Raw genomic sequence first — 22,327 nt, 5'->3', positions numbered from 1 at the left:
CTAACTATAACAAGTTTTCATAACGTTGCAACTGTTTTATCTTCGATTTCATTGTAAAATAAGAATCGTGAAGAAAGGATGTGTCAGGATGGCTCTTAATTATCCCATCAACCCAGACTGGTCGACGAAGGAAATCGTCACCGTCATTGATTTTTTTAACATCGTCGAAGAAGCTTACGAAAAAGGTGTGTCGCGTGAAGAATTTATGCGGACATATAAAGCCTTTAAGAAAATCGTGAATGCGAAGTCGGAAGAAAAACAACTCGATCAATTCTATTTCGAAGAAACAGGTTGCTCCAGTTACCGCGCGGTCCAACAAGCAATCAAACAAGACGAACCGATTTTACGAATGAAAAAATGAAGAATGATTAAGAGAGAAAGGCGAGGATTCCATTCGGAATTCCTTGTCTTTTTTTTAGTGTGCATCCTACATATAACCTGAAAGGGAAATCGATTAGTTGTTTAGAATAAAGAAAAATGGGTTATATATTACATACAAGACGATATCGTTAAACTGTAATTTTTAAAAATAGATGCTTTACATCTAAGTTGAATCGTACTATTATAGATTCAATCCACTAATTAGTCGCAATTGTCTGATAATTAAAATGTTCATTTATCTCGCGAAGGAGTGTGGTTACTGTGAAACAAGTAATAGAAGCATACAAGAGAAAAGATGCAGAAAAACGCATTCCGGTTTTGCGTCTCGAAATTGATTATGAGCTCGCAACATTGCACGATGCAATCGTAGAAAGTGATGCAGAAGCGGTTGGTGCCAGTAAAGAGCGTCTCGAAAAATACCGCCAAGAAATGGTGTTATTAGAGGCATGATTCAGTAAATGATAAACTAAAAATCAAATAAATTAAATCAATCAACCAGCGAAAATTTTCGCTGGTTTTCTTTTTTTGTTACTATGGAAAAGACAGGAATCATATAAAAGGAGTGAGGCGCATGCAAGGCATAGAGTTACATGCTATCGATTTAATGAAACGAGCGGGTAAATACATCCGTCAGATGATAGACCATGCGTATCATATCGAAGAAAAAACGAATAAAAGTGACTTAGTGACGGAGATTGACAAAAATGTCGAAGATTTATTAATTGAAGGTATCCTGAATCAGTATCCAGATCATCATATATATGGAGAAGAAGGGCGTGCGGCGCGACCTGAAACATTGGGTGGCACGATTTGGTTTGTCGATCCAATTGATGGCACGATGAATTTTATCCGCCAAAAACGTCATTTTGCCATTTCGATTGCCATCATGGTTGAGGGTGAACTGAAGTATGGATTTGTTTACGATGTGATGGCTGACGAGATGTTCCACAGTATTAAAGGGCTAGGAGCGTATGAAAACGGGATTCGTCTTGCGCCAATCGAAGAGAAGCCAGTTCGAGAAGCCATCATCTGTATGAATGCAACATGGGTGACGGCTAACCGTCGAATTGACGCAGCACTTCTCGCGCCACTCGTTCGGGATGCAGTCGGGGTTCGCGCAATCGGTGCAGCCTCGCTTGAACTCGCTTGGGTCGCCGCGGGGCGCGTTGACGGTTATATCACGATGCGAAACATGCCGTGGGACTACGCTGCAGGGCAGATGTTGATTGAGGAGCTTGGCGGACGTGTCGGAACGATTGAAGGCGATGCGATGACCTTCCAAGAACAAACGAGTGTCCTTGCAGGTAGTCGAACGTTCATCGCAGACGTATTGACGTATGTAAACAAATAAAACGCCCTTGAACTACCTCCACCTACGCTTCGCTTAGAGGTGGAGGATTCCTGAGTGATCCGACCTGACGGTCGAAACCTGATCAGGCTAACCCCGTCGTCCCGACGGTTGAAGAAGCTAAGAGGCGTTCAGCTTCTTGTTTGAGGTTCAGTCCTGCGTTCACATCACGGTCGTGGTGGATGCCGCAACTCGGGCATGTCCATTCACGCAAGCCAAGATGTTTCACGTCTTTGTGTTGATGTCCGCAACTGGAACAAAGTTGACTAGAGGCGAAGGTCTTGCCGACTTTCACGACGGTCTTTCCGTACCATGCCGCCTTGTATCCGAGCATGCGGAAGAACTCCGACCAACTGACCTCCGAGATGGACTTGCTCAACTTGCGATTCTTCTGCATGTTCTTCACCTGCAAGGTCTCGATGCCGATGACGTCGTGGTTTTTGACGATCTCGGTCGACACCTTGTGCAGGAAATCGGTTCGCTTGTTCGCGATCTTCTCGTGGATGCGGGCGACCTTTCGCTTCTGCTTCTGGTAGTTCTTCGCCTCGGAAAGTGTTACTTTCTTGTCCAAGGCCAACCGTTGACGACGAGAAAGCTTGCGTTGCTCGCGCGCCAGCTTTTTCTCAAGCGAACGGAAGTAACGGTCGTTCTTGTATACCGTGCCGTCCGACAGGACGGCGAAGTGCTTCAATCCGACATCGACGCCGACGGATGAGCCCGTCTTCGGCAGTTCGTTGCTCTCCTGCTCGACGAGCAGGGAGACGAAGTATTTTCCTGAAGCGTTACGCCGGATGGTCGCGTTCAAGATGCGTCCGACGACCTGCCTCGAGTTGGCGAAACGGACCCACTTCAGCTTTGGAATTTTGATTTTGGCGCCGACGATCGAGACTTCAGGAAGTTGAGACTTGCCCTGAATGTTCGTCTTATACGATTGAACGGGATTGCTCTTCGACTTGAAGCGGGGGCGTTCGTTCTGCTTCTTAAAGAAGCGGTCAAAGGCATCAGCAAGATGTTTGACGCTCGTTTGAACAGACATGCTATCGACTTCCTTCAGCCAGTCGAACGCCTGCTTCAACGACGGGAGTTCTTTCGAACAAGAACCGAAGGACAGTCCTTTACCTGTCGCTTTATACGTCTCATCCCACTTCGCCAAGAAGTGGTTGAAGACGAAGCGCGAACAACCGATCGTCTTCGCGATCAGGATTTCCTGCTCTTTTGTCGGATAGATTCTGAATTTGTAGGCCTTGTGAGTCAACATGATGTTCACCTCCTTACAATGGATATACCTGAAAGAGAGGGTGGCGATTCATCTCCCACTTTCACTAGGGCTTCACCCTGATCGTTTAGAAGTAGGCGTATTCTCGCCTGATTTTGATAAAGGACGTTTTAGACTGTAGACAAAGTGCTATCGGGAGATACAGCGTCTTTTTTCGTTGCTTTCCTCGGGCGAGGCGCAAACCGTTACTCCTTGATCTTCACGGACAACGAACAGGGTCTTGCCTGCCTCTGAAGTGCGTTAAACACGAACTTTTTCCCGTAGGAGTCACCAACCGCGACGCTTTTTTAGGTAATGCCGTGAGGGAAATCCAGACCTGCAGACGGTATAGAGCGCAATCCGTCTTGAATCGCTTTTAAAGCGAAAAGCAATCGGTCGTGACCCTGCAGCTTTGCTGTAGCGGCGCGGAAGATTGCCGCTTTGAAGACGAGACGAGACAGGGAAGCGCGAACGGATTGCTTCTCGATATCGCATGCTCTCATGCTTCATAAGTTTGTCTACACGCTGAAACGCCCATAAAGGACGTTTAAGACTGTCTCCGAAGGCGGGCTTTCAAAACAAAACCGACGCCCATCGAAACAAATACTAGAAGTAGCGAGATGAAGACCATCAGCATGTTTTGTTCAGCGATGAAAATCCCGATCGCTGCCATCGAACCAACTGCTAATACTGCCAACAATAAAAAGACGAACCGCATATCATTTCCCCCTCGTTTTACGTGAGTACGTATTTAGTTTAGCGTGAAACGGGGTCAATGAAAAGGCTTTCGCTATAAGCTTGAATCATAGTCATTGCCAACTGCCACTCAACCTGTGCTATACTCTTAAAGTTGACCGAAAGTAATGTTGGATTATTTAAATGAATAGAAAGAGGTACACACTTATGACAACTTTAGTAAGAACTGATTTACGCAACGTCGCGATCATCGCCCACGTTGACCATGGTAAAACGACACTCGTCGATGAGCTTTTAAAACAATCTGGGACATTCCGTGCGAATGAACTAGTTGAAGAACGCGCAATGGACTCAAATGATATCGAGCGTGAACGCGGAATCACAATCCTCGCGAAAAACACAGCAATCGATTATAAAAATACCCGTATCAACATCGTTGATACACCAGGTCACGCCGATTTCGGTGGAGAAGTTGAACGTATCATGCGTATGGTAGATGGCGTTATCCTTGTCGTCGATGCACGTGAAGGCTGTATGCCACAAACACGTTTCGTATTGAAAAAAGCACTCGAGCAAGGATTACAACCAATCGTCGTCGTCAACAAAATCGACAAGCCGATGGTTCGTCCACTCGAAGTCGTCGATGAAGTCGTCGATCTTTTAATCGATCTTGGCGCAGACGAAGATCAACTCGAATTCCCAGTCGTTTATGCATCGGCAGTCAACGGCTCAAGTTCATTTGAACCTGAACTTGATAAACAAGAAGATACAATTACGAACGTTCTTGATTTGATTCTTGAGCACACACCAGCACCTGTCGATAACAGCATGGATCCACTTCAGTTCCAAGTTACGATGCTTGATTATGACAACTACCTTGGTCGTATCGGAGTTGGTCGTGTCTTCCGTGGAGAAATCAAAGTCGGCGATAGCGTTTCGCTTTCTAAACTTGATGGATCAATCAAAAACTTCCGTGTAACGAAATTATTCGGATACTTCGGCCTTAAACGCGTTGAGATCGAAGCGGCGAAAGCTGGAGACTTGATCGCAATCGCCGGTATGGAAGATATCAACGTCGGTGAAACAGTGTGTCCAACGTCACACGTCGATCCACTTCCATTGCTTCGGATTGATGAGCCAACACTTCAAATGACGTTCATCGTCAACAACTCGCCATTCGCTGGTCGTGAAGGGGATCTCGTTACTTCACGTAAAATCGAAGAGCGTCTTGAAAAAGAACTTGAAACAGATGTTTCGCTTCGTATCGAAAACACAGATTCTCCTGACCGCTGGATCGTTTCAGGTCGTGGTGAGCTTCACCTTGGTATCTTGATCGAAAACATGCGTCGTGAAGGGTACGAAATTCAAGTTTCGAAACCACAGGTAATCATCAAAGTTGAAGATGGCGTTAAAGTCGAGCCGTTTGAGCGCGTCGTCATCGATACTCCTGAAGAGTATACTGGTGGAGTTATGGAATCGATCGGTCTCCGTAAAGGTGAATTGACGAACATGCAAACAATGGATAACGGTCAAACGAAAATGGAATTCATCGTTCCTTCACGCGGTTTGATTGGTTACCGTAACGAATTCTTATCTGCAACACGCGGATACGGCATCATGAACCACACATTCGAAGAGTACCGTCCGTTCATCAACGCAGACATCGGTGGTCGTCGTAGTGGTGTTATGGTTTCGATTGAAACAGGAAAAGCGACTGCTTACGCAATCTCTGCTCTTGAAGACCGTGGAACGATCTTCATCGAGCCAGGCCTTGAAGTATATGAAGGAATGATTATCGGGGAATGTAACCGTGACGTCGATCTCGCTGTTAACGTTGTTAAAGCGAAACAATTGACGAACATGCGTGCATCTGCGAAAGATACGACAAACGTTCTTAAACGTCCACGTGTCTTCTCACTTGAAGAATCATTAACATTCTTGAATGAAGATGAGTATTGTGAAATTACACCGGAATCAGTTCGTCTTCGTAAACAAGTGTTGAACAAGAACGAACGTGAAAAACAAGACAAACGTCGTCGTCTTGGAAAAGACTGAGTTCTTAACAATGTAAGGGGGACTGGCAATGTCTGCACAACCTGCCGTTGCTTCTGATTTCTCGAAATTCGATATTCCTGCTGTCGCCAAGTTTCTTGGCGTCGGGAGTGATCCGAATAACTTAAGTGCGGGTTTCAATGCATTGATGATTACGGTCGTCATTTTGACGCTCGTCGTGTTTAAGCTAGGTTTTGCAAAGGAATTAGCGTGGTGGAAATCGCTGATCGTCTATCTTTTATTAGCTGTCTTTTCAGCGGCTTTAACACTCGTCTTTTGGACGTGGCCGATTCCTGAAGTATTGCTTGCGATGGTCGCCATCCTCGGGATTTATCGTTTCCGGATGTGGCGTGTCAAACGCGATCGAGAACAGACTGCATCTTAAATTCATTTGATTCGTCTAAAAGTCCGTCTTCCTTGCGAAGGCGGACTTTTAGACTGTAGACAAAGTGCTATCAGGAGAAAAAGTGTCTTTATTCGTTGCTTTCCTCGGGCGAGGCGCAAGCCGTTGCTCCTTGGTCCTATCGGACAATGAGCAGGGTCTTGCCTGCCTCTGCAAGTGCGTTAAAAACGCACTTTTTCCCGTAGGAGTCAACGAAACATGACGCTTTTTAGGTAAAATCTTGACGGAAAGCCGGGCATGGAGACGTTTTAGAGCGCAATCCGTTTCGAATCGCTTTTAAAGCGAAAAGCAATCGGTCGCGACCCTGCAGCTTTGCTGTAGTGGCGCGGAAGATTGCCGCTTTGAAGACGAGGCGAGACAGGGAAGCGCGAACGGATTGCATCTCGATACCATATGTTTACGCTTTTTAATAGTTTGTCAATACGCTGAAAGTCCGTCTTCCTTGTGAAGACGGACTTTTTTACGTTCAATCGGTAAATAAAGGAATAGAAACGAGAAAGTCAGGGGAAAAACCTTTAAGGAGTGATGGAAATGAATAAATGGAGCTGGCTCGCCCCGCTGAGTCTTACGATGTTATTAGTCGGCTGTGCGACTGATTCAAAGACGGAGGAGTCGAGTCAAACAGATGCTAAACAAGAGACTGAAGAGGGAGCCGACATCATTTTCGAGTCCCTGCAGGCACCTTGGAATGTCGAGATGTCAGGGGATACATTTTATATTACAGAACGAGATGGAAAGATCGTCGAAGGAACACAAGGGGATTATTCGCGAACAGTCCCACGTCTGACGGAAGAAGTCGTGGCGGAGGGGGAAGGTGGACTACTTGGAATGGCGCTTGATCCCGACTTTGAAGAGAATCAGCTCGCTTATGTATACCATACGTATGAACAAGCAGGTGAGCTACGGAATCGTGTCATTTCAATCGAACGGAAGGATGGGGACTGGACGGAGAAAAGCATTTTACTGGATGGCATTCCAGGGTCCTCGATTCATAATGGCGGTCGAATCGAGATTGGGCCGGATGGTTACCTGTACGTCACGGCAGGAGATGCTGCAGTTCCCGAGAACGCGCAGAAGCTGTCCTCCTTGGCCGGGAAAATTTTACGGATGGACTTAACGGGAGAGCCGGTTGAAGGGAATCTAGAGGGATACGTCTATAGTTATGGTCATCGTAATCCGCAAGGTCTTGTTTTTGTCGGAAATCAGCTTTTTGCGACCGAACATGGTCAAAGCGGACATGATGAAATCAATAAGATTGAGCAGAAAAATTATGGGTGGCCGTTGATTGAGGGGACCGAAAAGCAACAAGGATTAGTCACACCGTGGTATGAAGTGGGAAATCGTTCCGTTGCACCAAGCGGGGTGACGGAACTCGATGGGAAATTGTATTTCGGTACGTTGGTCGGGCAGAGCCTTCGCTCGATTGAAGAGGGCACGAAGCAAGTCGAACAAGTCGTAACGGATCGTGGACGCATTCGTGACGTCATGACAGATGGAACTTCACTATATTTCCTCACGAACAATACGGATGGCCGTGGAAATCCTGAGAAGGATGATGATGTTTTTGTCCGGTTCGACCCGTAAACGTATGAAAAAGCTCCTTCGACATCGTCCGGATGTCAGAGGAGCTTAAAGTTACTTCAGCATAGAAAGTAAGCTGTCACCATCTTTTTTTAGTAGACGCCCACGTCGGATATAAGTTAAAGTTCCCGGTTGCTTCGCGCGCGATCGTTCGTTGCTCGATACGCTCATTGCATTCATCGCACAAATAGACGCGAACCGGTTTGTTACGTAAGCGTTTTGCTGCGAAGGACCAGTCGTCGATCGTTTCGCGTTTATCGCAGATAGTACATTTTACACGCATTTCGAGGTCCTCCTCTTTTTTTACTAGTATACCATATTAAAAGATTATTCAGATGTAAAAAAGGGAATTGAATGACATGACTCGAAACTAAGTCAGTAAGATAAATAGGGGGGTGACACCATGGCAAATAAAATGGAACATCGTCTGAACCTAAAGCAACTCGAAGCGTTATCTGATTTACCGCTCGTCTTTTTAATCACGCACGATCAATCAAAAAGTTGGCCCATCACCCATGCAATTAGTTGGGTGTATGCAAAAGATGAACAAACGGTCCGATTTGCGATTGAAGCCGATTCGCATATCGTTAAGACGTTGGCAGAGCATCCTGTTTTCACATTAATTTTCTTTGCCGATCAATCCGCCTATAGCTTGACGTGTACGGAGGTGAAGCGCTGGGATCCAACAGCCGAAGTGCCATTAAAGCTTGCGTTCTACGAAGGAAAGGTAGAAGAAGTACGCGATATTTTATTTTACGGAGCCGCTGTATCCAATCGTCCGCGTATCGAAAAAACGTATGACGAAACGGCAGCGTTACGTCTAGATCAACAAATGCATGCGATTCTAAAAGCGTAACATTCATCAAAACTCGACTCTAAAGGGGCGAACGATGGAATGAAAAAAATATACGTGCTCGATACTAATGTCATGCTCCACGATCCATTATCTTTATTTCAATTCCAAGAACATGATGTCGTCATACCGGCAATCGTCTTAGAAGAGCTGGACGGGAAAAAACGAAACATGGATGAAGTCGGGCGAAATGCTCGAGAGACCGCGCGGATTTTGGACCAATTAAGGGAAGCGGGGCATCTTCATGCAGGAGTGCCGCTCGGAAATGGCGGCATCCTTCGCGTCGACATCGGTGACACGATCAGTGACGTCTCACCGTTCACACATGAATCGAATGACAATAAGATTCTCGAGTTGGCGTGGTCGATTCATCGGGAACAGCAGGAACTACAGAGTGGACGTGACGTCATTCTCGTCTCAAAAGATATTCTCGTTCGTGTTAAGGCAGATGCGTACGGACTTGTCGCAGAAGATTACTTGACGGATCATATTGCGGATTTGACAGGGTTATATACGGGTTTCATTGAAGCAGTCGTCGACCAGGAATACATCGATGCCTTTTACGAAGACAAACGACTCTCAGTGGATATCTTGAATGAAAAAGTTTATCCGAATCAATTCGTCATTTTAAAAAGCAATGTATCGAAAGCGTCAGCTTTCGCTGTCGTCGATCAGGAATTGCCTATCATCCGGGCACTTTCGCTTGATATCGATCAAGTATGGGGTGTCGTCCCCCGTAACGTTCAACAGCGCATGGCGTTTGAATTGTTACTTCGGGATGATGTTCCGCTCGTTACACTCGTCGGCAAGGCAGGAACGGGGAAAACATTGCTCGCACTTGCGGCCGGGTTATTGCAAGTCGAAGATGAACATCGTTATAAAAAACTAGTCGTCGCTCGTCCTGTCGTTCCGATGGGAAATGACATCGGCTATTTACCGGGTGAGATGGAAGAGAAGCTTCGACCATGGATGCAACCGATTTATGATAATTTGGAGCACTTGTTCAATACAGGTTCGGGTGATGAACTTGGAAATATCCTAGCGGGCATGAAATCGATTCAGCTTGAGGCATTAACTTATATCCGCGGGCGGAGTATGCCGGGACAGTTCATCATCATCGATGAAGCACAAAACTTAACGAAACATGAAGTGAAAACGATTTTGACTCGTGTTGGGGAAAACTCGAAAATTGTTCTCGTCGGGGATCCACAACAAATTGACCATCCGTATCTCGATGAATATTCAAATGGTCTATCCTATGCAGTTGAACGGTTAAAAGGTGAAAAAATGACAGGGCACGTCAAACTCGTCAAAGGAGAACGGTCGAACCTCGCGCGTCTTGCGGCCGACTTGCTTTAAAAAATAAAAAATGCTCTCTTTTCCTTCAGTCGTTAACGTTAGAAGGAAAAGAGGGCATTTTGTTATTAGATGACAGTGATCCGATTGACCGAACGGACGACTTGATCTTGATAAAGTAAATGAACGGGACCATCGGTTAAGACTTTCCCGTCTTTTGAAAATTGTAAGTAGAGTTGAGGCAGTACCTCGAGTGGGAGTTCGACGGTATCGATTCCTTCAAAACGTAATTGTGAGGCATCGTCTAGTACTTCAGCATTTGTGATGAATGGAAGGAGTGGCATCGCGAACGTCCCGCGGAGTGCGTCATCTTTTTCTTCGCGCGTCATCGGTTTATTGTGATCGGTCCGACTCCCTTCCGTAATCCCCTTGTCCCAAGCAGCCCCCATTTTCGCATAGTATGCTTCAGCGGCATTATGCTCTGTCTCTTGTCCGATTTGTTCGACCGCAATCTTACGATCGTCAAAGATCCAGACGGTTGGATCAATCGTTAATGTGTACCGTACCTTACCTGTGATTGGAAAAATCATCTCTATTCCCCCTAAATGTGTGAATGCTACAAATCCATTATACCGAAACGTTGAATTGTTAGCGAAAGTAAGGTAAAGTTTATCTATAACAGGAACGCGTCATTTGATGAGGAGGGATTGGATTGTCAACTGAAATCGGGACAGTTCATCGCCAGCGCGCTCTTGAGCTACTAGAAGCGGATGCCCATAAAATCCGCCGGTTGATCGAGGTCCAGCTTGCGAATTTAACGATGCCACAATGTCCTCTTTATGAGGAAGTATTGGATACACAAATGTTCGGATTGTCACGCCAAATTGATTTTGCCGTTCGTCTTGAACTGATTGATGCGAGTGAAGGGAAACAATTACTCGAATCACTTGAACAGCAACTATCTGACTTACATGATGCGGAGACGTGCTGATTTTCTACTCAAACGTGAAATGCGGCGTTTGGGTATTTTTTTTTAGAACTAGAAAAGGGACGTGTACATATGCAATCGAAGTTTAAAGAAAGACGAGCATTTTTTGACTTTCGCTTGTTCTTTACAATGTTGATTCTGATGGCAATCAGTACGGTGATGGTTTATAGCGCTAGTGTTTGGAACGGTGGCGATTATGCGAACACTTCGTTTTTCGAGAAACAACTGATGTTTGACGGCTTGGCGATCGTGGCATTTTTATTTGTTGCGCATCTCAATCATGAAGTGCTTCGAGGTCCGATTTTTCGTTTAGTGTTGTATCTCATCACATGGGTGATGTTAATGGCGACGTTGTTTTCTGAACCGTTGAACGGGGCACGGGCGTGGTTGAACTTTGGTATTTTTTTGATTCAACCGATCGAGCTCTGTAAATTCGTCTTAGTCGTCGGGTTAGCGAATTATTTTGATCAAAAACAAAAAGGGACGTTGAATGGCGTCATCGGAATCGTTCATCACTTCATCCACCGTCAAATCTCTCCTTCATCTACCGTTAAACGGATGTTACTTAGTTTGTCTGATTGGATTTTAATTCCGATGCTTGTCTTGCTGGCGCCTTATGCAATCATCATCCGGATGCAACCCGATGATGGGGGATTGTTCATCTTGTTGTTGATTACGGCAATGATTTGGTTTGCTGTCGGATTACCGAGTGGGTACATCACATTAGGGTTCATCGCAATACCGTTAGTTGGTTTCTATGCGTATAATAATTTTTCGGAGAATCAGCTGAAACGAATCCATGTCATCTTCAACCCGTTCCTCGATGCGGAGGGAAAAGGCTATCAATTGATCAATTCGGTCATTTCAATTGCCCATGGCGGTGTGTTCGGTGTCGGGTTAGGGAATAGTTTTCAGAAATATGGATATTTACCTGAACCAGAAACCGATTACATCATGTCAATTATTTCGGAAGAACTTGGATTTGTCGGCGTACTTGTCGTCCTTGGATTACTGTTTTTCTTAATGTTTCAAGGTGCGAGAATCGCCCAAAAATGTGTTTCGCTGTATTCAAGCATGATGGCGATTGGTATTTCTTCCATCATCTTCATCCAGACAACGATCAATATCGGTGCCATGTCAGGCTTGTTCCCGGGAACCGGGGTCACGTTACCATTCATCAGTTACGGGGGGTCTTCGTTGCTCGTCATGAGTACGATGCTCGGTGTGCTAGCGAATATTTCCATGCAAAATAAACATCGAATAGCGTATCATAAAGAAGTGCAAGATGCACGGACGATGAGCGCAACGAGTTCATTAACAAAAGGGGGAGCATCAGTTGACAAAAATTAAAAAGATTCTTGTAGCAAACCGTGGTGAAATCGCAATCCGAGTATTTCGGGCAGCAACCGAATTAGGCATTCGGACAGTTGCGATTTATTCGAGAGAAGACATGGGATCGCTTCACCGTTATAAAGCAGACGAAGCATATCGGATTGGTGAGGGGAAGAAACCAATCGAAGCGTACCTAGACATTGAAGGTATCATCGCAACTGCTAAAAAAGCAGAGTGTGACGCGATTCACCCAGGGTATGGTTTTCTGTCTGAAAATATTGAACTCGCAAAACGTTGCCGTGAAGAAGGCATCATCTTCATCGGTCCACAAGAAGAACATCTTTATAAATTCGGTGACAAGGTACGAGCGCGTACGACAGCAATCGAAGCCGGCTTACCTGTCATTCCAGGAACGGACGGTCCGATTACGACGATAGAAGAAGCCTATGCTTTTGCTGAAAAAACAGGTTATCCATTGATGGTTAAAGCTTCTCTTGGTGGAGGGGGACGCGGTATGCGCGTTGTCCGGACAGAGGAAGAGCTGCCGGAAATGATTGAGCGTGCGAAATCAGAAGCATTAAAGGCTTTCGGATCAGACGAAATATACATTGAAAAATTAATTGAACGACCGAAACATATCGAAGTCCAAATCATTGGCGATGCTCATGGTAACATCATTCACTTGTTCGAGCGTGACTGCTCTGTTCAGCGTCGACATCAAAAGGTTGTCGAAGTGGCGCCATGTGTTACGCTTTCCGATGCAGGACGGAAGAAAATTTGTGACGCGGCAGTAACGCTAATGAAACACGTCGGGTATGAGAATGCAGGAACAGTCGAGTTCCTAGTGACGCAAGATGAATCGTTTTACTTCATCGAAGTTAACCCGCGTGTCCAGGTCGAGCACACAATCACGGAGATGATTACAGGCGTCGACATCGTTCAAACGCAGATTCGGGTGGCAGAAGGTGAGTCGCTCCATAGTGAGCTCGTTGGAATTCCAGTGCAAGAAGAGATTCAGATGCTTGGTTTCGCAATTCAAAGCCGGATTACATCGGAAGACCCAGAAAACGGCTTTTTACCCGATACGGGGAAAATTAAAGCTTACCGCTCACCAGGCGGTTTCGGAGTCCGTCTTGACGGAGGGAATGCATATGTCGGTGCAGAAATCTCACCATACTATGATTCACTGCTCGTTAAAATCTCGACGCATGGGCTGACGTACGATCAAGCTGTCGCGAAGATGAGCCGAAACTTAAGTGAGTTCCGGATCCGTGGCATTAAAACAAACATTCCGTTCTTAAGCAACGTCTTGAAACACCATGCATTCATCAGTGGTGACTACAACACGTCTTTCATCGATGATACACAAGAATTATTCATTTTCCCGAAACGGCAAGACCGTGGAACAAAATTATTGACGTATATCGGCGAAGTTTCTGTCAATGGATTCCCTGGTATCGGAAAAATCGACAAACCGTTAGCGCGTGATGTTCGGATTCCGAAAGATTTACCAACGACGTACCAAGCGGGTACGAAAGCGTTACTTGATGCAGAGGGGCCAGTTCGTGTTGCGAATTGGTTGAAAGCACAGGAACAGGTCTTGTTGACAGACACGACGTTCCGGGATGCACACCAGTCGTTACTTGCGACGCGGATGCGGACGAAAGATTTAGTAGCGATTGCAGAAGCGGAAGCAAAACTCTTGCCGGAATTGTTCTCGGTCGAGGCTTGGGGTGGCGCGACGTTCGATGTAGCATATCGCTTCTTGTCAGAAGATCCTTGGACTCGTTTAATGAAATTACGTGAACAAATGCCAAACGTCTTGATTCAAATGCTATTACGTGGTGCGAACGCAGTCGGTTATAAAAACTATCCGGACAACGTCATTCATGCTTTCGTCAAGGAAGCGGCCCAAGCAGGCGTTGATGTCTTCCGAATCTTTGATAGCTTGAACAATCCCGAATCAATCCAATTAGCAATTGACGCGGTCTTACCAACAGGGAAGATTGCAGAAGCAGCCGTCTGTTATACAGGCGATCTGTTCGATGCGAATCGTCCGAAGTATCACTTGCCGTATTACGTCAAGTTAGCGAAACAATTGGAAGCAAGTGGCGCGCATATCATCGCAATCAAAGATATGGCGGGGCTGTTAAAACCGGAAGCAGCGTATGCGTTAGTCTCTGCTTTAAAAGATGCTGTCGATTTACCGATCCACCTCCATACACATGATGCGAGTGGGAACGGAATCTACACGTATGCTCGGGCAGTCGATGCCGGTGTTGACGTCGTCGATGTCGCAGCTTCGAGTATGGCCGGTTTAACGAGTCAACCAGCAGGAGGTAGTTTAATCCATGCGCTGAGTGGACACCCGCGTCAGCCACTTGTTTCAGCACAGAAATTCGAACAAATTTCAGATTATTGGCAAGATGTTCGTCACTTGTATAAAGCGTTCGAACTCGATATGTTAGCACCAAATCCAACCGTTTACGACCATGAAATGCCGGGTGGACAATATTCAAATCTTCAACAACAGGCAAAAGCAGTAGGACTCGGAGATCGTTGGTCAGAAGTCAAGAGTATGTACGCCCGCGTCAACATGTTGTTTGGTGACATCGTCAAAGTAACACCATCATCTAAAGTAGTGGGAGATATGGCCTTGTTCATGGTCCAACATCACTTGACAGAAGAAGACGTCTTCCATCGTGCGAGTGCGCTCGATTTCCCGGATTCAGTCGTCGAACTGATGAAAGGTGAGCTTGGCACACCTCCAGATGGGTTCCCGAAACAAGTGCAAGATGCAATCCTCAAAGGTGTCGCACCATTAACAGAACGTCCAGGGAAAATGATGGAGCCGCTTAACTTTGACGCCATCAAACACGAATTGTTTGAAAAGCTCGAACGACCGATTACTGAATTCGATGCGCTTGCGTACGCGCTTTATCCGAAAGTGTTCATGGATTATAGTTCTTATATCGCGCGATATGGAGATGTCTCGGTCCTTGATACGAGTACTTTCTTCCACGGCATGCGACTCGGTGAAACGATCGAAGTCGAAATCGAACGTGGTAAAACGTTGTACCTCAAGTTGATTCAAGTCGGACAGCCGAATGATCACGGTGTGCGAATCGTTTATTACGAAATGAATGGTGTTCCGCGTGAAGTAGAAGTCAAGGACATTAGTGTCAAGGAAAGTTCGTCCAGTCGTCCGAAGGCGGACCGGTCGAATCCGAAACAGATTGGTGCTTCGATGCCGGGAAGTGTCTTGAAAGTTCTTGTCGAACCCGGAGCACGTGTCCGTAAAGGGGAGCAGTTGCTCGTCACGGAAGCGATGAAAATGGAAACGACGATTCAAGCACCGGAAGACGGAGAAATTAAAGCCGTCCATGTCAACGAAGGTGAAGCAATCGCAAGCCAAGATTTATTAATTGAATTCATCTGATTCCTAGCGTGGTGAATCGATAACTTCAAAATAGAATCGATGAAAAACAGGCAGACGCATGGCGGCTAGCCTGTTTTTCTTTTTAAGCAACATTATCGAAGGAGGAACTAGGAATGAATATCATCTGTTGGATTAGAAGTGACTTTCGACTTCAGGATAATCAAATGTTGGCGAAAGCGGTAGAATACCTCGAGCAAGACGATCAAGCGACCGTGGAATTTGTTTTTTGGCTTAACCCGGACTATATCGGTCCTTACGAAGCGAGACAACAGTATTTCTTTCAAGCGTTGGAGCACTTTTCGGATAACTGTAAAACAAAGGGCTTGCCGATTCGTTTTATTGAAGGGGACGAAGCGAAGTTTTTAGAGGAAACGGCAATGGCAGACCATTTAATTTTTAACGCCGAATACGTCGAACCGTTTAAAACGCGCGATGATGCGATTATTAAAAAACGTCAGCGTCAACAGACGGATCGTGTACTTGATCGTCATTTGTTGCATCCGCATGCAGTCAAGAAAAATGATGGTGGCTATTATAAAGTGTTCACACCATATAAAAATGCGTTCTTAAAAAAAAATCTTCCAGAACCAGTCCAAGTGAATCTCGATCGTCTGCAAGCCCAGTATAAAAAACACCAAAATGACAACTCGTTCATCGAAGAGTACTTTAAACAGGCTCAATCTGAGGTTGATTTTCAAGTGGGTGAAGAAAATGCGCAGGACCGTTTACATCAGTTCATCTCGAGCGGACTCGAACAGTACGAAGAAGATCGGGATATCCCGTCAATCGACGGGACGAGTCTGATGTCCCGTTACCTGCGGACGGGAGAAATCAGCATTCGGACCATTTATACGCAGGTTGAGCAAGCAGCTGCTTCAAAAGGAAAACAAACTTATTTGACGGAATTAATTTGGCGTGAATTTTACTATACAATTTTGATGCACTATCCAGAGTCAAAACGTCTACCGGTAAACGAGCAGTATAATGACATTCAATGGGAAGACGATGAGACGGGGTTTGACGCGTGGAAAAAAGGTGAGACAGGTTATCCCATCGTCGATGCGGCGATGCGTCAGCTGAACACGACGGGCTGGATGCATAATCGACTCCGGATGATTGTTGCCTCCTTTTTAACAAAAGATTTGTTAGTCGATTGGCAAAAGGGTGAACAATATTTTCAGAAGAAGTTAGTCGACTATGAAGCGGCTTCGAACATCGGGGGATGGCAGTGGGCAGCATCTGTCGGAACAGACGCCGTACCATACTTCCGTGTCTTCAATCCGACGACCCAATCGAAAAAATTTGATGCGTCTGGTGACTTCATTCGTCAATATGTACCAGAGATTAAGGACTTGCCGAATAAATTCATTCATGAACCAACAGACCAGCAACGTGAAGACTATGATTACCCAAAACCAATCGTTGAGCATGATATGGCACGTAAACGGGCGATTGCTCGCTTTAAAAAGTAAGAAACTAAAAGAAGCGAGTCGAACGCGGTACCGACATAAAAAAGATGGAGCACCACAGTGAAGTGATGCTCCATCTTTCTTATGTCTAATATGCTTAACGATCTTGCCTTGTCCGGAACGCGTGATACGTCATGTAAGACAGTACACCAAAGTAACATGTAATCAAGAACGCGTGTAAAAGTGGAACGTAAGTCGCGTGTCCGCCTAAAACGATCCAGGCACCTGTCGCAACTTGGCAACTGATGAAGAACGTAGCAAACGCCATCCCTTTTTGTGTCGTCCGATGCTTTAAGCGAATCGCGACGAAGTGCACATATAACGTATAGAAGAATAATAAGCCAGCCATAATGCGATGAATCATCTGGACCCATGACTCGTATGTCATCGTTGGTTGCGAACAGACGGGCCAACCGACACAGGCATACGTTGCGCCGACGTGACGTACATATGCGCCCGTATAGACGACGATCAGCGTGTAAATCAGCAGGCCGTACAGGAGTTTACGTAAGAATGCTGGGACCGTTTCCCTGAATTCTCGTCCTGGACGTTCCATGATTAATAGCGTCAAAATGAGCAAAGAGGCGAAGGAGATAAGCGAAATCCCGAAATGGAGCGCCATGACGAGGTCCGACTGTTGCCAAACAACAGCACCTGCTCCAACGATGGATTGAATCAACATGAAGATAAAAGCAAGAAAGGCAAAAATCTTCGTATCGAGACGCTCTTTGAAAGCGACGAGTGTCCATAAACATAATGCGATGATTAATAGTCCGACGACACCGGTTACGGCGCGGTGGCTGTATTCAATCATCGTTTCTACACTAGGGTTAGTCGGAATGAGCTCTCCGTGACAGAGTGGCCAGTCTGTTCCACAGCCGTTCCCTGAATCAGTCTTTGTGACTGTGCCCCCCATCAACAATACGATCATCATCGTGAATGTGACGAATGCCGAAAAAATCGAAAGCTTTCGATTCAAGACACGGACACCACCTTTCTAAAATATACAATATACAGTCATGCGCATAGCAATAGTATCGCATAAAAAATATCGAAACGCTTGCAATCTTTTAGAAGAACGCTATTCTAATATTAGGTAAATATGGTGAACTGTGAGGTTAATCACATAGATTTCACATTTTGTTCATTATGTCGAAAGTATTTTCATGCGTCACGACCCTGAATATGTGGTATCTTTTATAGAGAAAAGGACGTTTCGTGGCGTGTCTGTGTTATTTCTGTGAAGAAAATACGTGTCTCATGCGTGCAGAGAGGATACAGGCGGTTAGAAGGAGGAAACAACATGGCGAAAGTAAATGGGGAGACGCTTGACATCATGATCGAGCAAACGGATCAACCGACGTTCAAGGACTATGTCACCCTAGCAAAGATGGGAATCGTTCGCGCGAATCTCATCACCGTCTTCGCAGGATATGTCGTGGCAGCATCTTACCTAACGGATGATGTCTTGTTATACCTGTGGCAGACGAAGTTGACATTATTGTGGACACTTCTTGGAAGTGGCCTGGTCATTGCCGGAAGTTGTTACCTCAACAATTACATTGACCGTGACATCGATTACAAGATGGAACGGACGATGGGGAGACCGAGTGTGACCGGCAAGATGGATGGACAGCGCATATTGGCATTAGGACTTGGAATACTTGCGACGGGAACGGTGCTTCTCTTGATCGTTAACCATGTCGCGGCAGTGTTCGGATTGATTGGATCATTCGTCTACGTCGTCATCTATACGATGTGGCTCAAACGAACACATACGATCAATACGGTCGTAGGAGGTATTTCAGGAGCAGTGCCACCGATCATTGGATTTGCGGCAGTCACTCCAGCACTTCATATCGATGCCTGGATTTTATTCCTCATCATGTTCGTCTGGCAGCCGCCTCACTTCCTTGCACTCGCAATGAGACGGACAGAAGAATACCGTGCTGCAGGTATTCCGATGTTACCGGTCGTTAATGGTTTTGCCATCACGAAACGACAAATTGTGTGGTGGATTGCAGTCTTAGTCCCATCATCACTACTCTTAGCACACTATGGTATCGTCTACACGATTATCATGGCGGCGTTAAGCGGTTACTGGCTTTACATGGGACTGAAAGGTCTCAAAATCAAGGAAAAACAAGCTGAAATTAAATGGGCATCAAAAATGTTCTTCTTCTCGCTCTTTTACTTCACAGCTTGGATCGTGACGGTCGTACTCGTTTCTCTCTAAAACGATTTGACATATTCACGTACACCATTTACGAAAGAAAAAAATTGGGGAAAAGAAAGTGGGGATGGTTGTGAAAAAATCAGGAAAAATGCTCTTCCGGCTTCTTCCGATCGGTTTGATGGCATTATTGTTATCAGGTTGTGGAATTCCGGAATTGTCCGCGCTTCAGCCTCGCGGGGAAGGCGCAGAAATGCAACTTGAGATCATCAAGCTCAGCTTATGGGTGATGTTGTTCGTCCTTGCGATCGTAGCGGTCATCTATGTTTACGTACTTATGAAATTCCGTCGTAAATCGGGAGATAACACAGTTCCGAAACAAGTCGAAGGAAATCATACGCTTGAAATCATTTGGACAGTTATTCCAATCCTTCTCTTGGTTGTTCTCGCTGTACCGACAATCAAAACAACGGTTGAATTAGCCGATGCAAAAGAAGCGAAGAAAAACGAACAAATCAATGTTACGGCAAACTTATACTGGTGGGAATTCGAATATCCAGACAAAGGTGTTTCGACAGGACAAGAACTTGTCATCCCAGTCGGAAAACGTGTTGCTGTCAACTTGACTTCTAAAGATGTCATTCACTCATTCTGGGTGCCAGCACTTTCTGGTAAAACTGATACAAACCCGGGGCTCGATAATGAGATGTGGTTACAAGCACAAGAAGCGGGCACATACTACGGTAAGTGTGCGGAGCTGTGCGGACCTTCTCACGCATTGATGGACTTTAAAGTCATCGCACTCGAGCAAGATGATTATGATGCATGGTTAAAAGACATGAAAACTGCAAAAGAAGCAGAAACAAAGCAACTCGATGCTAAAAACGAAAAAAATTGGACGACGGGCGAACAAGTTTACGCTCAAAACTGCCTCAGCTGTCACGGTGGTGGGAAAGTCGCGCCAAGCTTAACGAACTTTGGTGACCGTCAACGTATCGCAGGATACCTCGATCACGACAAAGAAAATCTCGAAAAATGGATTCGCAATCCGCAAAAAGAAAAACAAGGGACGAAAATGCCTGGTTTCTCTGAAGATCAGATTAGCGATGAAGAATTGAGTGAACTTGCAGACTACCTATTGGACAAAAAGCTCCAATAAAATTAAGGGGGAATCATAGTGGGGACACATACTATGGGTATGCCGAAGAAAAAAAGCGGCATCATGGACTGGCTAACGACAGTCGACCATAAAAAAATCGGGATTCTCTATATCATCTCTGGATTGTTCTTCCTTCTAGTAGGTGGCGTAGAAGCCTTAATGATTCGTTTTCAATTGATTAAACCGATGAATGATTTCGTCAGCGGTGAATTATTTAACCAGTTGATTACGATGCACGGTACGACGATGATCTTCCTGGCAGCGATGCCGATGTTGATCGGATACATGAACGCCGCTGTACCGCTTCAAATCGGTGCACGTGACGTTGCGTTCCCGTTTTTGAACGCACTTGGTTTTTGGTTGTTCTTCTTTGGTGGAGTACTCTTGAACTTATCATGGTTCTTTGGCGCAGCACCAAACGCAGGTTGGACAGCGTACGCACCACTTTCAACAGTCCCAGAATCACTCGGTGTTGATTTCTATTCACTCGGGTTACAGATTTCTGGTTTCGGTACACTTATGGGGGGGATTAACTTCCTCGTGACGATTTTGAACATGCGCGCACCTGGTATGAAACTGATGCGGATGCCATTGTTCACATGGACAGCGTTCGTTGCATCAGCTTTGATCGTCTTCGCATTCCCTCCGCTTACGGTCGGTTTGTTCCTCTTGACGTTTGAACGTCTTTTCGGAGCTCACTTCTTCGACCCGGCAGCCGGTGGTAACATCGTCATTTGGGAACACCTCTTCTGGATCTTCGGGCACCCGGAAGTATATATCTTGATTTTACCGGCATTTGGTATTTTCTCTGAAATCATTCCTACATTCGCACGTAAACGTCTCTTCGGTTATACGACGATGGTCTTTGCGACAATGTTGATCGGTTTCCTCGGCTTCATGGTTTGGGTTCACCACATGTTTACAGTTGGTCTCGGACCAGTCGCAAACGCAATCTTCGCTGTTGCGACGATGGCGATTGCCGTTCCGACCGGTGTTAAGATCTTTAACTGGTTGTTTACACTGTGGGGCGGTAAATTGACGTTCCCAGTTGCGATGCTTTATTCGGTCGCATTCATTCCATCATTCCTTGTTGGTGGTATGACAGGGGTCATGCTTTCAGTTGCTCCTGCCGATTATCAGTATCACGATAGCTACTTCGTTGTCGCCCACTTCCACTACGTTATCGTTGGTGGGGTCGTCTTCGGTCTCTTTGCAGGTCTTTACTACTGGTTCCCGCTCATGTTCGGGAAACAGCTCAACGAATTCTGGGGCAAGATTCAATTCTGGTTGTTCTTCATCGGCTTCCACTTGACGTTCTTCCCACAACACATTCTTGGTCTTACAGGTATGCCACGTCGTGTCTTCACGTACTTACCGAACCAAGGTTGGGAAACAATGAACTTACTATCATCCATCGGTGCAGCCTTCATGGGTGTGTCGACAATCATCCTTGTTGTTTCAATCGTCGCAGCATTGATGTCGAAAGAATACGTAAAACGTGATGTTTGGGGTGACGGTCGTACCCTCGAGTGGACACTTCCTGTTCCGACTCCGGAGTACAACTTTGCACAAACACCACTCGTCAAAGGACTCGACACGTACTGGCTCGAAAAAATGGCTGGAAATAAAACAGTTTCTGTATCGGAAGAAGTCGGCGACATCCACATGCCGAACAATTCGATTTTGCCATTCGTCATGTCAGTTGGTTTGTTCCTTGCAGGTCTTGGATTCATTCTTCGTCTTGACTACGGAACAGTCGGCCTTGTCATTGCCTTGATTGGTCTTGCGATGACACTCTTCGCGATGTTCCTACGCTCTTGGATTGACGATGAAGGATACTACATCCCGAAATCAGTCATCGAAGAAGATCTACGCCTTGAAGCTGAAAAGGAGGCGAAGTAA

General features: G+C 45.7%; 20 protein-coding genes. 15 read left to right on the top strand and 5 right to left on the bottom strand.

What is annotated here, in order from left to right:
* Positions 1-88 precede the first annotated feature (88 nt).
* The 3 genes from P403_RS0102765 to P403_RS0102755 all read left to right on the top strand — a co-directional run bounded on the left by P403_RS0102765 (position 89) and on the right by P403_RS0102755 (position 1,732).
* A complete protein-coding gene (locus P403_RS0102765; protein WP_029330953.1) occupies positions 89-361 on the top strand; it encodes a UPF0223 family protein in 273 nt (90 codons plus the stop codon).
* A gap of 281 nt (positions 362-642) precedes the next feature.
* Entirely contained in the window at positions 643-831 is a 189-nt protein-coding gene (locus P403_RS0102760; protein ID WP_029330952.1) for a hypothetical protein, read from the top strand.
* A 121-nt stretch (positions 832-952) separates the two neighbouring features.
* On the top strand, positions 953-1,732 hold the full coding sequence (locus P403_RS0102755; protein ID WP_029330951.1) for an inositol monophosphatase family protein: 780 nt from the start codon (positions 953-955) through the stop codon (positions 1,730-1,732).
* A gap of 82 nt (positions 1,733-1,814) precedes the next feature.
* Here the strand turns inward: P403_RS0102755 and tnpB are convergent, their stop codons facing one another.
* Together tnpB and P403_RS16565 are read right to left on the bottom strand one after the other, a co-directional pair.
* Positions 1,815-2,987, bottom strand: coding sequence for an IS200/IS605 family element RNA-guided endonuclease TnpB (gene tnpB, locus P403_RS0102750; protein WP_029330950.1), 1,173 nt, complete (start codon positions 2,985-2,987; stop codon positions 1,815-1,817).
* 544 nt (positions 2,988-3,531) lie between these two features.
* Positions 3,532-3,702 carry a DUF5325 family protein gene (locus P403_RS16565; protein WP_157898488.1) on the bottom strand — a complete coding sequence of 57 codons (171 nt, stop codon included), beginning with the start codon at positions 3,700-3,702 and terminating at the stop codon, positions 3,532-3,534.
* Between the two features lie 185 nt (positions 3,703-3,887).
* On the opposite strand from P403_RS16565, the gene typA reads away from it, so the two are divergent.
* The 3 genes from typA to P403_RS0102730 all read left to right on the top strand — a co-directional run bounded on the left by typA (position 3,888) and on the right by P403_RS0102730 (position 7,719).
* Complete coding sequence (gene typA / locus P403_RS0102740) at positions 3,888-5,735, top strand: translational GTPase TypA (protein WP_029330949.1); 1,848 nt, start codon at positions 3,888-3,890, stop codon at positions 5,733-5,735.
* Between the two features lie 28 nt (positions 5,736-5,763).
* A complete protein-coding gene (locus P403_RS0102735; protein ID WP_029330948.1) occupies positions 5,764-6,117 on the top strand; it encodes a YlaH-like family protein in 354 nt (117 codons plus the stop codon).
* A 549-nt stretch (positions 6,118-6,666) separates the two neighbouring features.
* Positions 6,667-7,719, top strand: coding sequence for a PQQ-dependent sugar dehydrogenase (locus tag P403_RS0102730; protein ID WP_029330947.1), 1,053 nt, complete (start codon positions 6,667-6,669; stop codon positions 7,717-7,719).
* Positions 7,720-7,795: 76 nt separating this feature from the next.
* Here the strand turns inward: P403_RS0102730 and P403_RS0102725 are convergent, their stop codons facing one another.
* Positions 7,796-7,999, bottom strand: a complete 204-nt coding sequence (locus P403_RS0102725) for a YlaI family protein (protein WP_029330946.1) — start codon at positions 7,997-7,999, stop codon at positions 7,796-7,798.
* A gap of 120 nt (positions 8,000-8,119) precedes the next feature.
* Here P403_RS0102725 and P403_RS0102720 point away from each other — a divergent pair, with 120 nt between their 5' ends.
* Both P403_RS0102720 and P403_RS0102715 read left to right on the top strand, forming a co-directional pair.
* A complete protein-coding gene (locus P403_RS0102720; RefSeq protein WP_029330945.1) occupies positions 8,120-8,572 on the top strand; it encodes a PNPOx family protein in 453 nt (150 codons plus the stop codon).
* Between the two features lie 39 nt (positions 8,573-8,611).
* Complete coding sequence (locus P403_RS0102715) at positions 8,612-9,928, top strand: PhoH family protein (RefSeq protein WP_029330944.1); 1,317 nt, start codon at positions 8,612-8,614, stop codon at positions 9,926-9,928.
* A gap of 65 nt (positions 9,929-9,993) precedes the next feature.
* Here P403_RS0102715 and P403_RS0102710 read toward each other — a convergent pair whose 3' ends face one another.
* Entirely contained in the window at positions 9,994-10,455 is a 462-nt protein-coding gene (locus P403_RS0102710; RefSeq protein WP_029330943.1) for a hypothetical protein, read from the bottom strand.
* A gap of 122 nt (positions 10,456-10,577) precedes the next feature.
* Between P403_RS0102710 and P403_RS0102705 the strand changes: the two genes are divergently transcribed.
* The 4 genes from P403_RS0102705 (at position 10,578) to P403_RS0102690 (ending at position 17,096) form a co-directional block, all read left to right on the top strand.
* Positions 10,578-10,856 carry an Fpa/YlaN family protein gene (locus tag P403_RS0102705; protein WP_029330942.1) on the top strand — a complete coding sequence of 93 codons (279 nt, stop codon included), beginning with the start codon at positions 10,578-10,580 and terminating at the stop codon, positions 10,854-10,856.
* Positions 10,857-10,925: 69 nt separating this feature from the next.
* Positions 10,926-12,203 carry an FtsW/RodA/SpoVE family cell cycle protein gene (locus P403_RS0102700; protein ID WP_029330941.1) on the top strand — a complete coding sequence of 426 codons (1,278 nt, stop codon included), beginning with the start codon at positions 10,926-10,928 and terminating at the stop codon, positions 12,201-12,203.
* Complete coding sequence (locus P403_RS0102695) at positions 12,190-15,624, top strand: pyruvate carboxylase (protein ID WP_029330940.1); 3,435 nt, start codon at positions 12,190-12,192, stop codon at positions 15,622-15,624. Before P403_RS0102700 ends, P403_RS0102695 begins: the two co-directional genes overlap by 14 nt.
* A gap of 113 nt (positions 15,625-15,737) precedes the next feature.
* Complete coding sequence (locus P403_RS0102690) at positions 15,738-17,096, top strand: cryptochrome/photolyase family protein (protein WP_029330939.1); 1,359 nt, start codon at positions 15,738-15,740, stop codon at positions 17,094-17,096.
* Positions 17,097-17,190: 94 nt separating this feature from the next.
* On the opposite strand, the gene P403_RS0102685 is transcribed toward P403_RS0102690, so the two are convergent.
* Positions 17,191-18,072: a COX15/CtaA family protein gene (locus P403_RS0102685; RefSeq protein WP_029330938.1), complete on the bottom strand. Its 882-nt coding sequence runs from the start codon at positions 18,070-18,072 to the stop codon at positions 17,191-17,193.
* A gap of 324 nt (positions 18,073-18,396) precedes the next feature.
* Between P403_RS0102685 and cyoE the strand changes: the two genes are divergently transcribed.
* The 3 genes from cyoE to ctaD all read left to right on the top strand — a co-directional run bounded on the left by cyoE (position 18,397) and on the right by ctaD (position 22,327).
* Positions 18,397-19,329: a heme o synthase gene (gene cyoE / locus P403_RS0102680; protein ID WP_029330937.1), complete on the top strand. Its 933-nt coding sequence runs from the start codon at positions 18,397-18,399 to the stop codon at positions 19,327-19,329.
* Positions 19,330-19,393: 64 nt separating this feature from the next.
* Positions 19,394-20,425, top strand: coding sequence for a cytochrome c oxidase subunit II (gene coxB / locus P403_RS0102675; RefSeq protein ID WP_029330936.1), 1,032 nt, complete (start codon positions 19,394-19,396; stop codon positions 20,423-20,425).
* 33 nt (positions 20,426-20,458) lie between these two features.
* On the top strand, positions 20,459-22,327 hold the full coding sequence (ctaD, locus tag P403_RS0102670; protein ID WP_029330935.1) for a cytochrome c oxidase subunit I: 1,869 nt from the start codon (positions 20,459-20,461) through the stop codon (positions 22,325-22,327).

This window comes from Exiguobacterium oxidotolerans JCM 12280, from assembly GCF_000702625.1.
GTDB lineage: Bacteria > Bacillota > Bacilli > Exiguobacteriales > Exiguobacteriaceae > Exiguobacterium_A > Exiguobacterium_A oxidotolerans.
The sequence above is the reverse complement of the archived record's forward strand: the minus strand, read 5'-3'. Positions and strand labels throughout refer to the sequence as shown.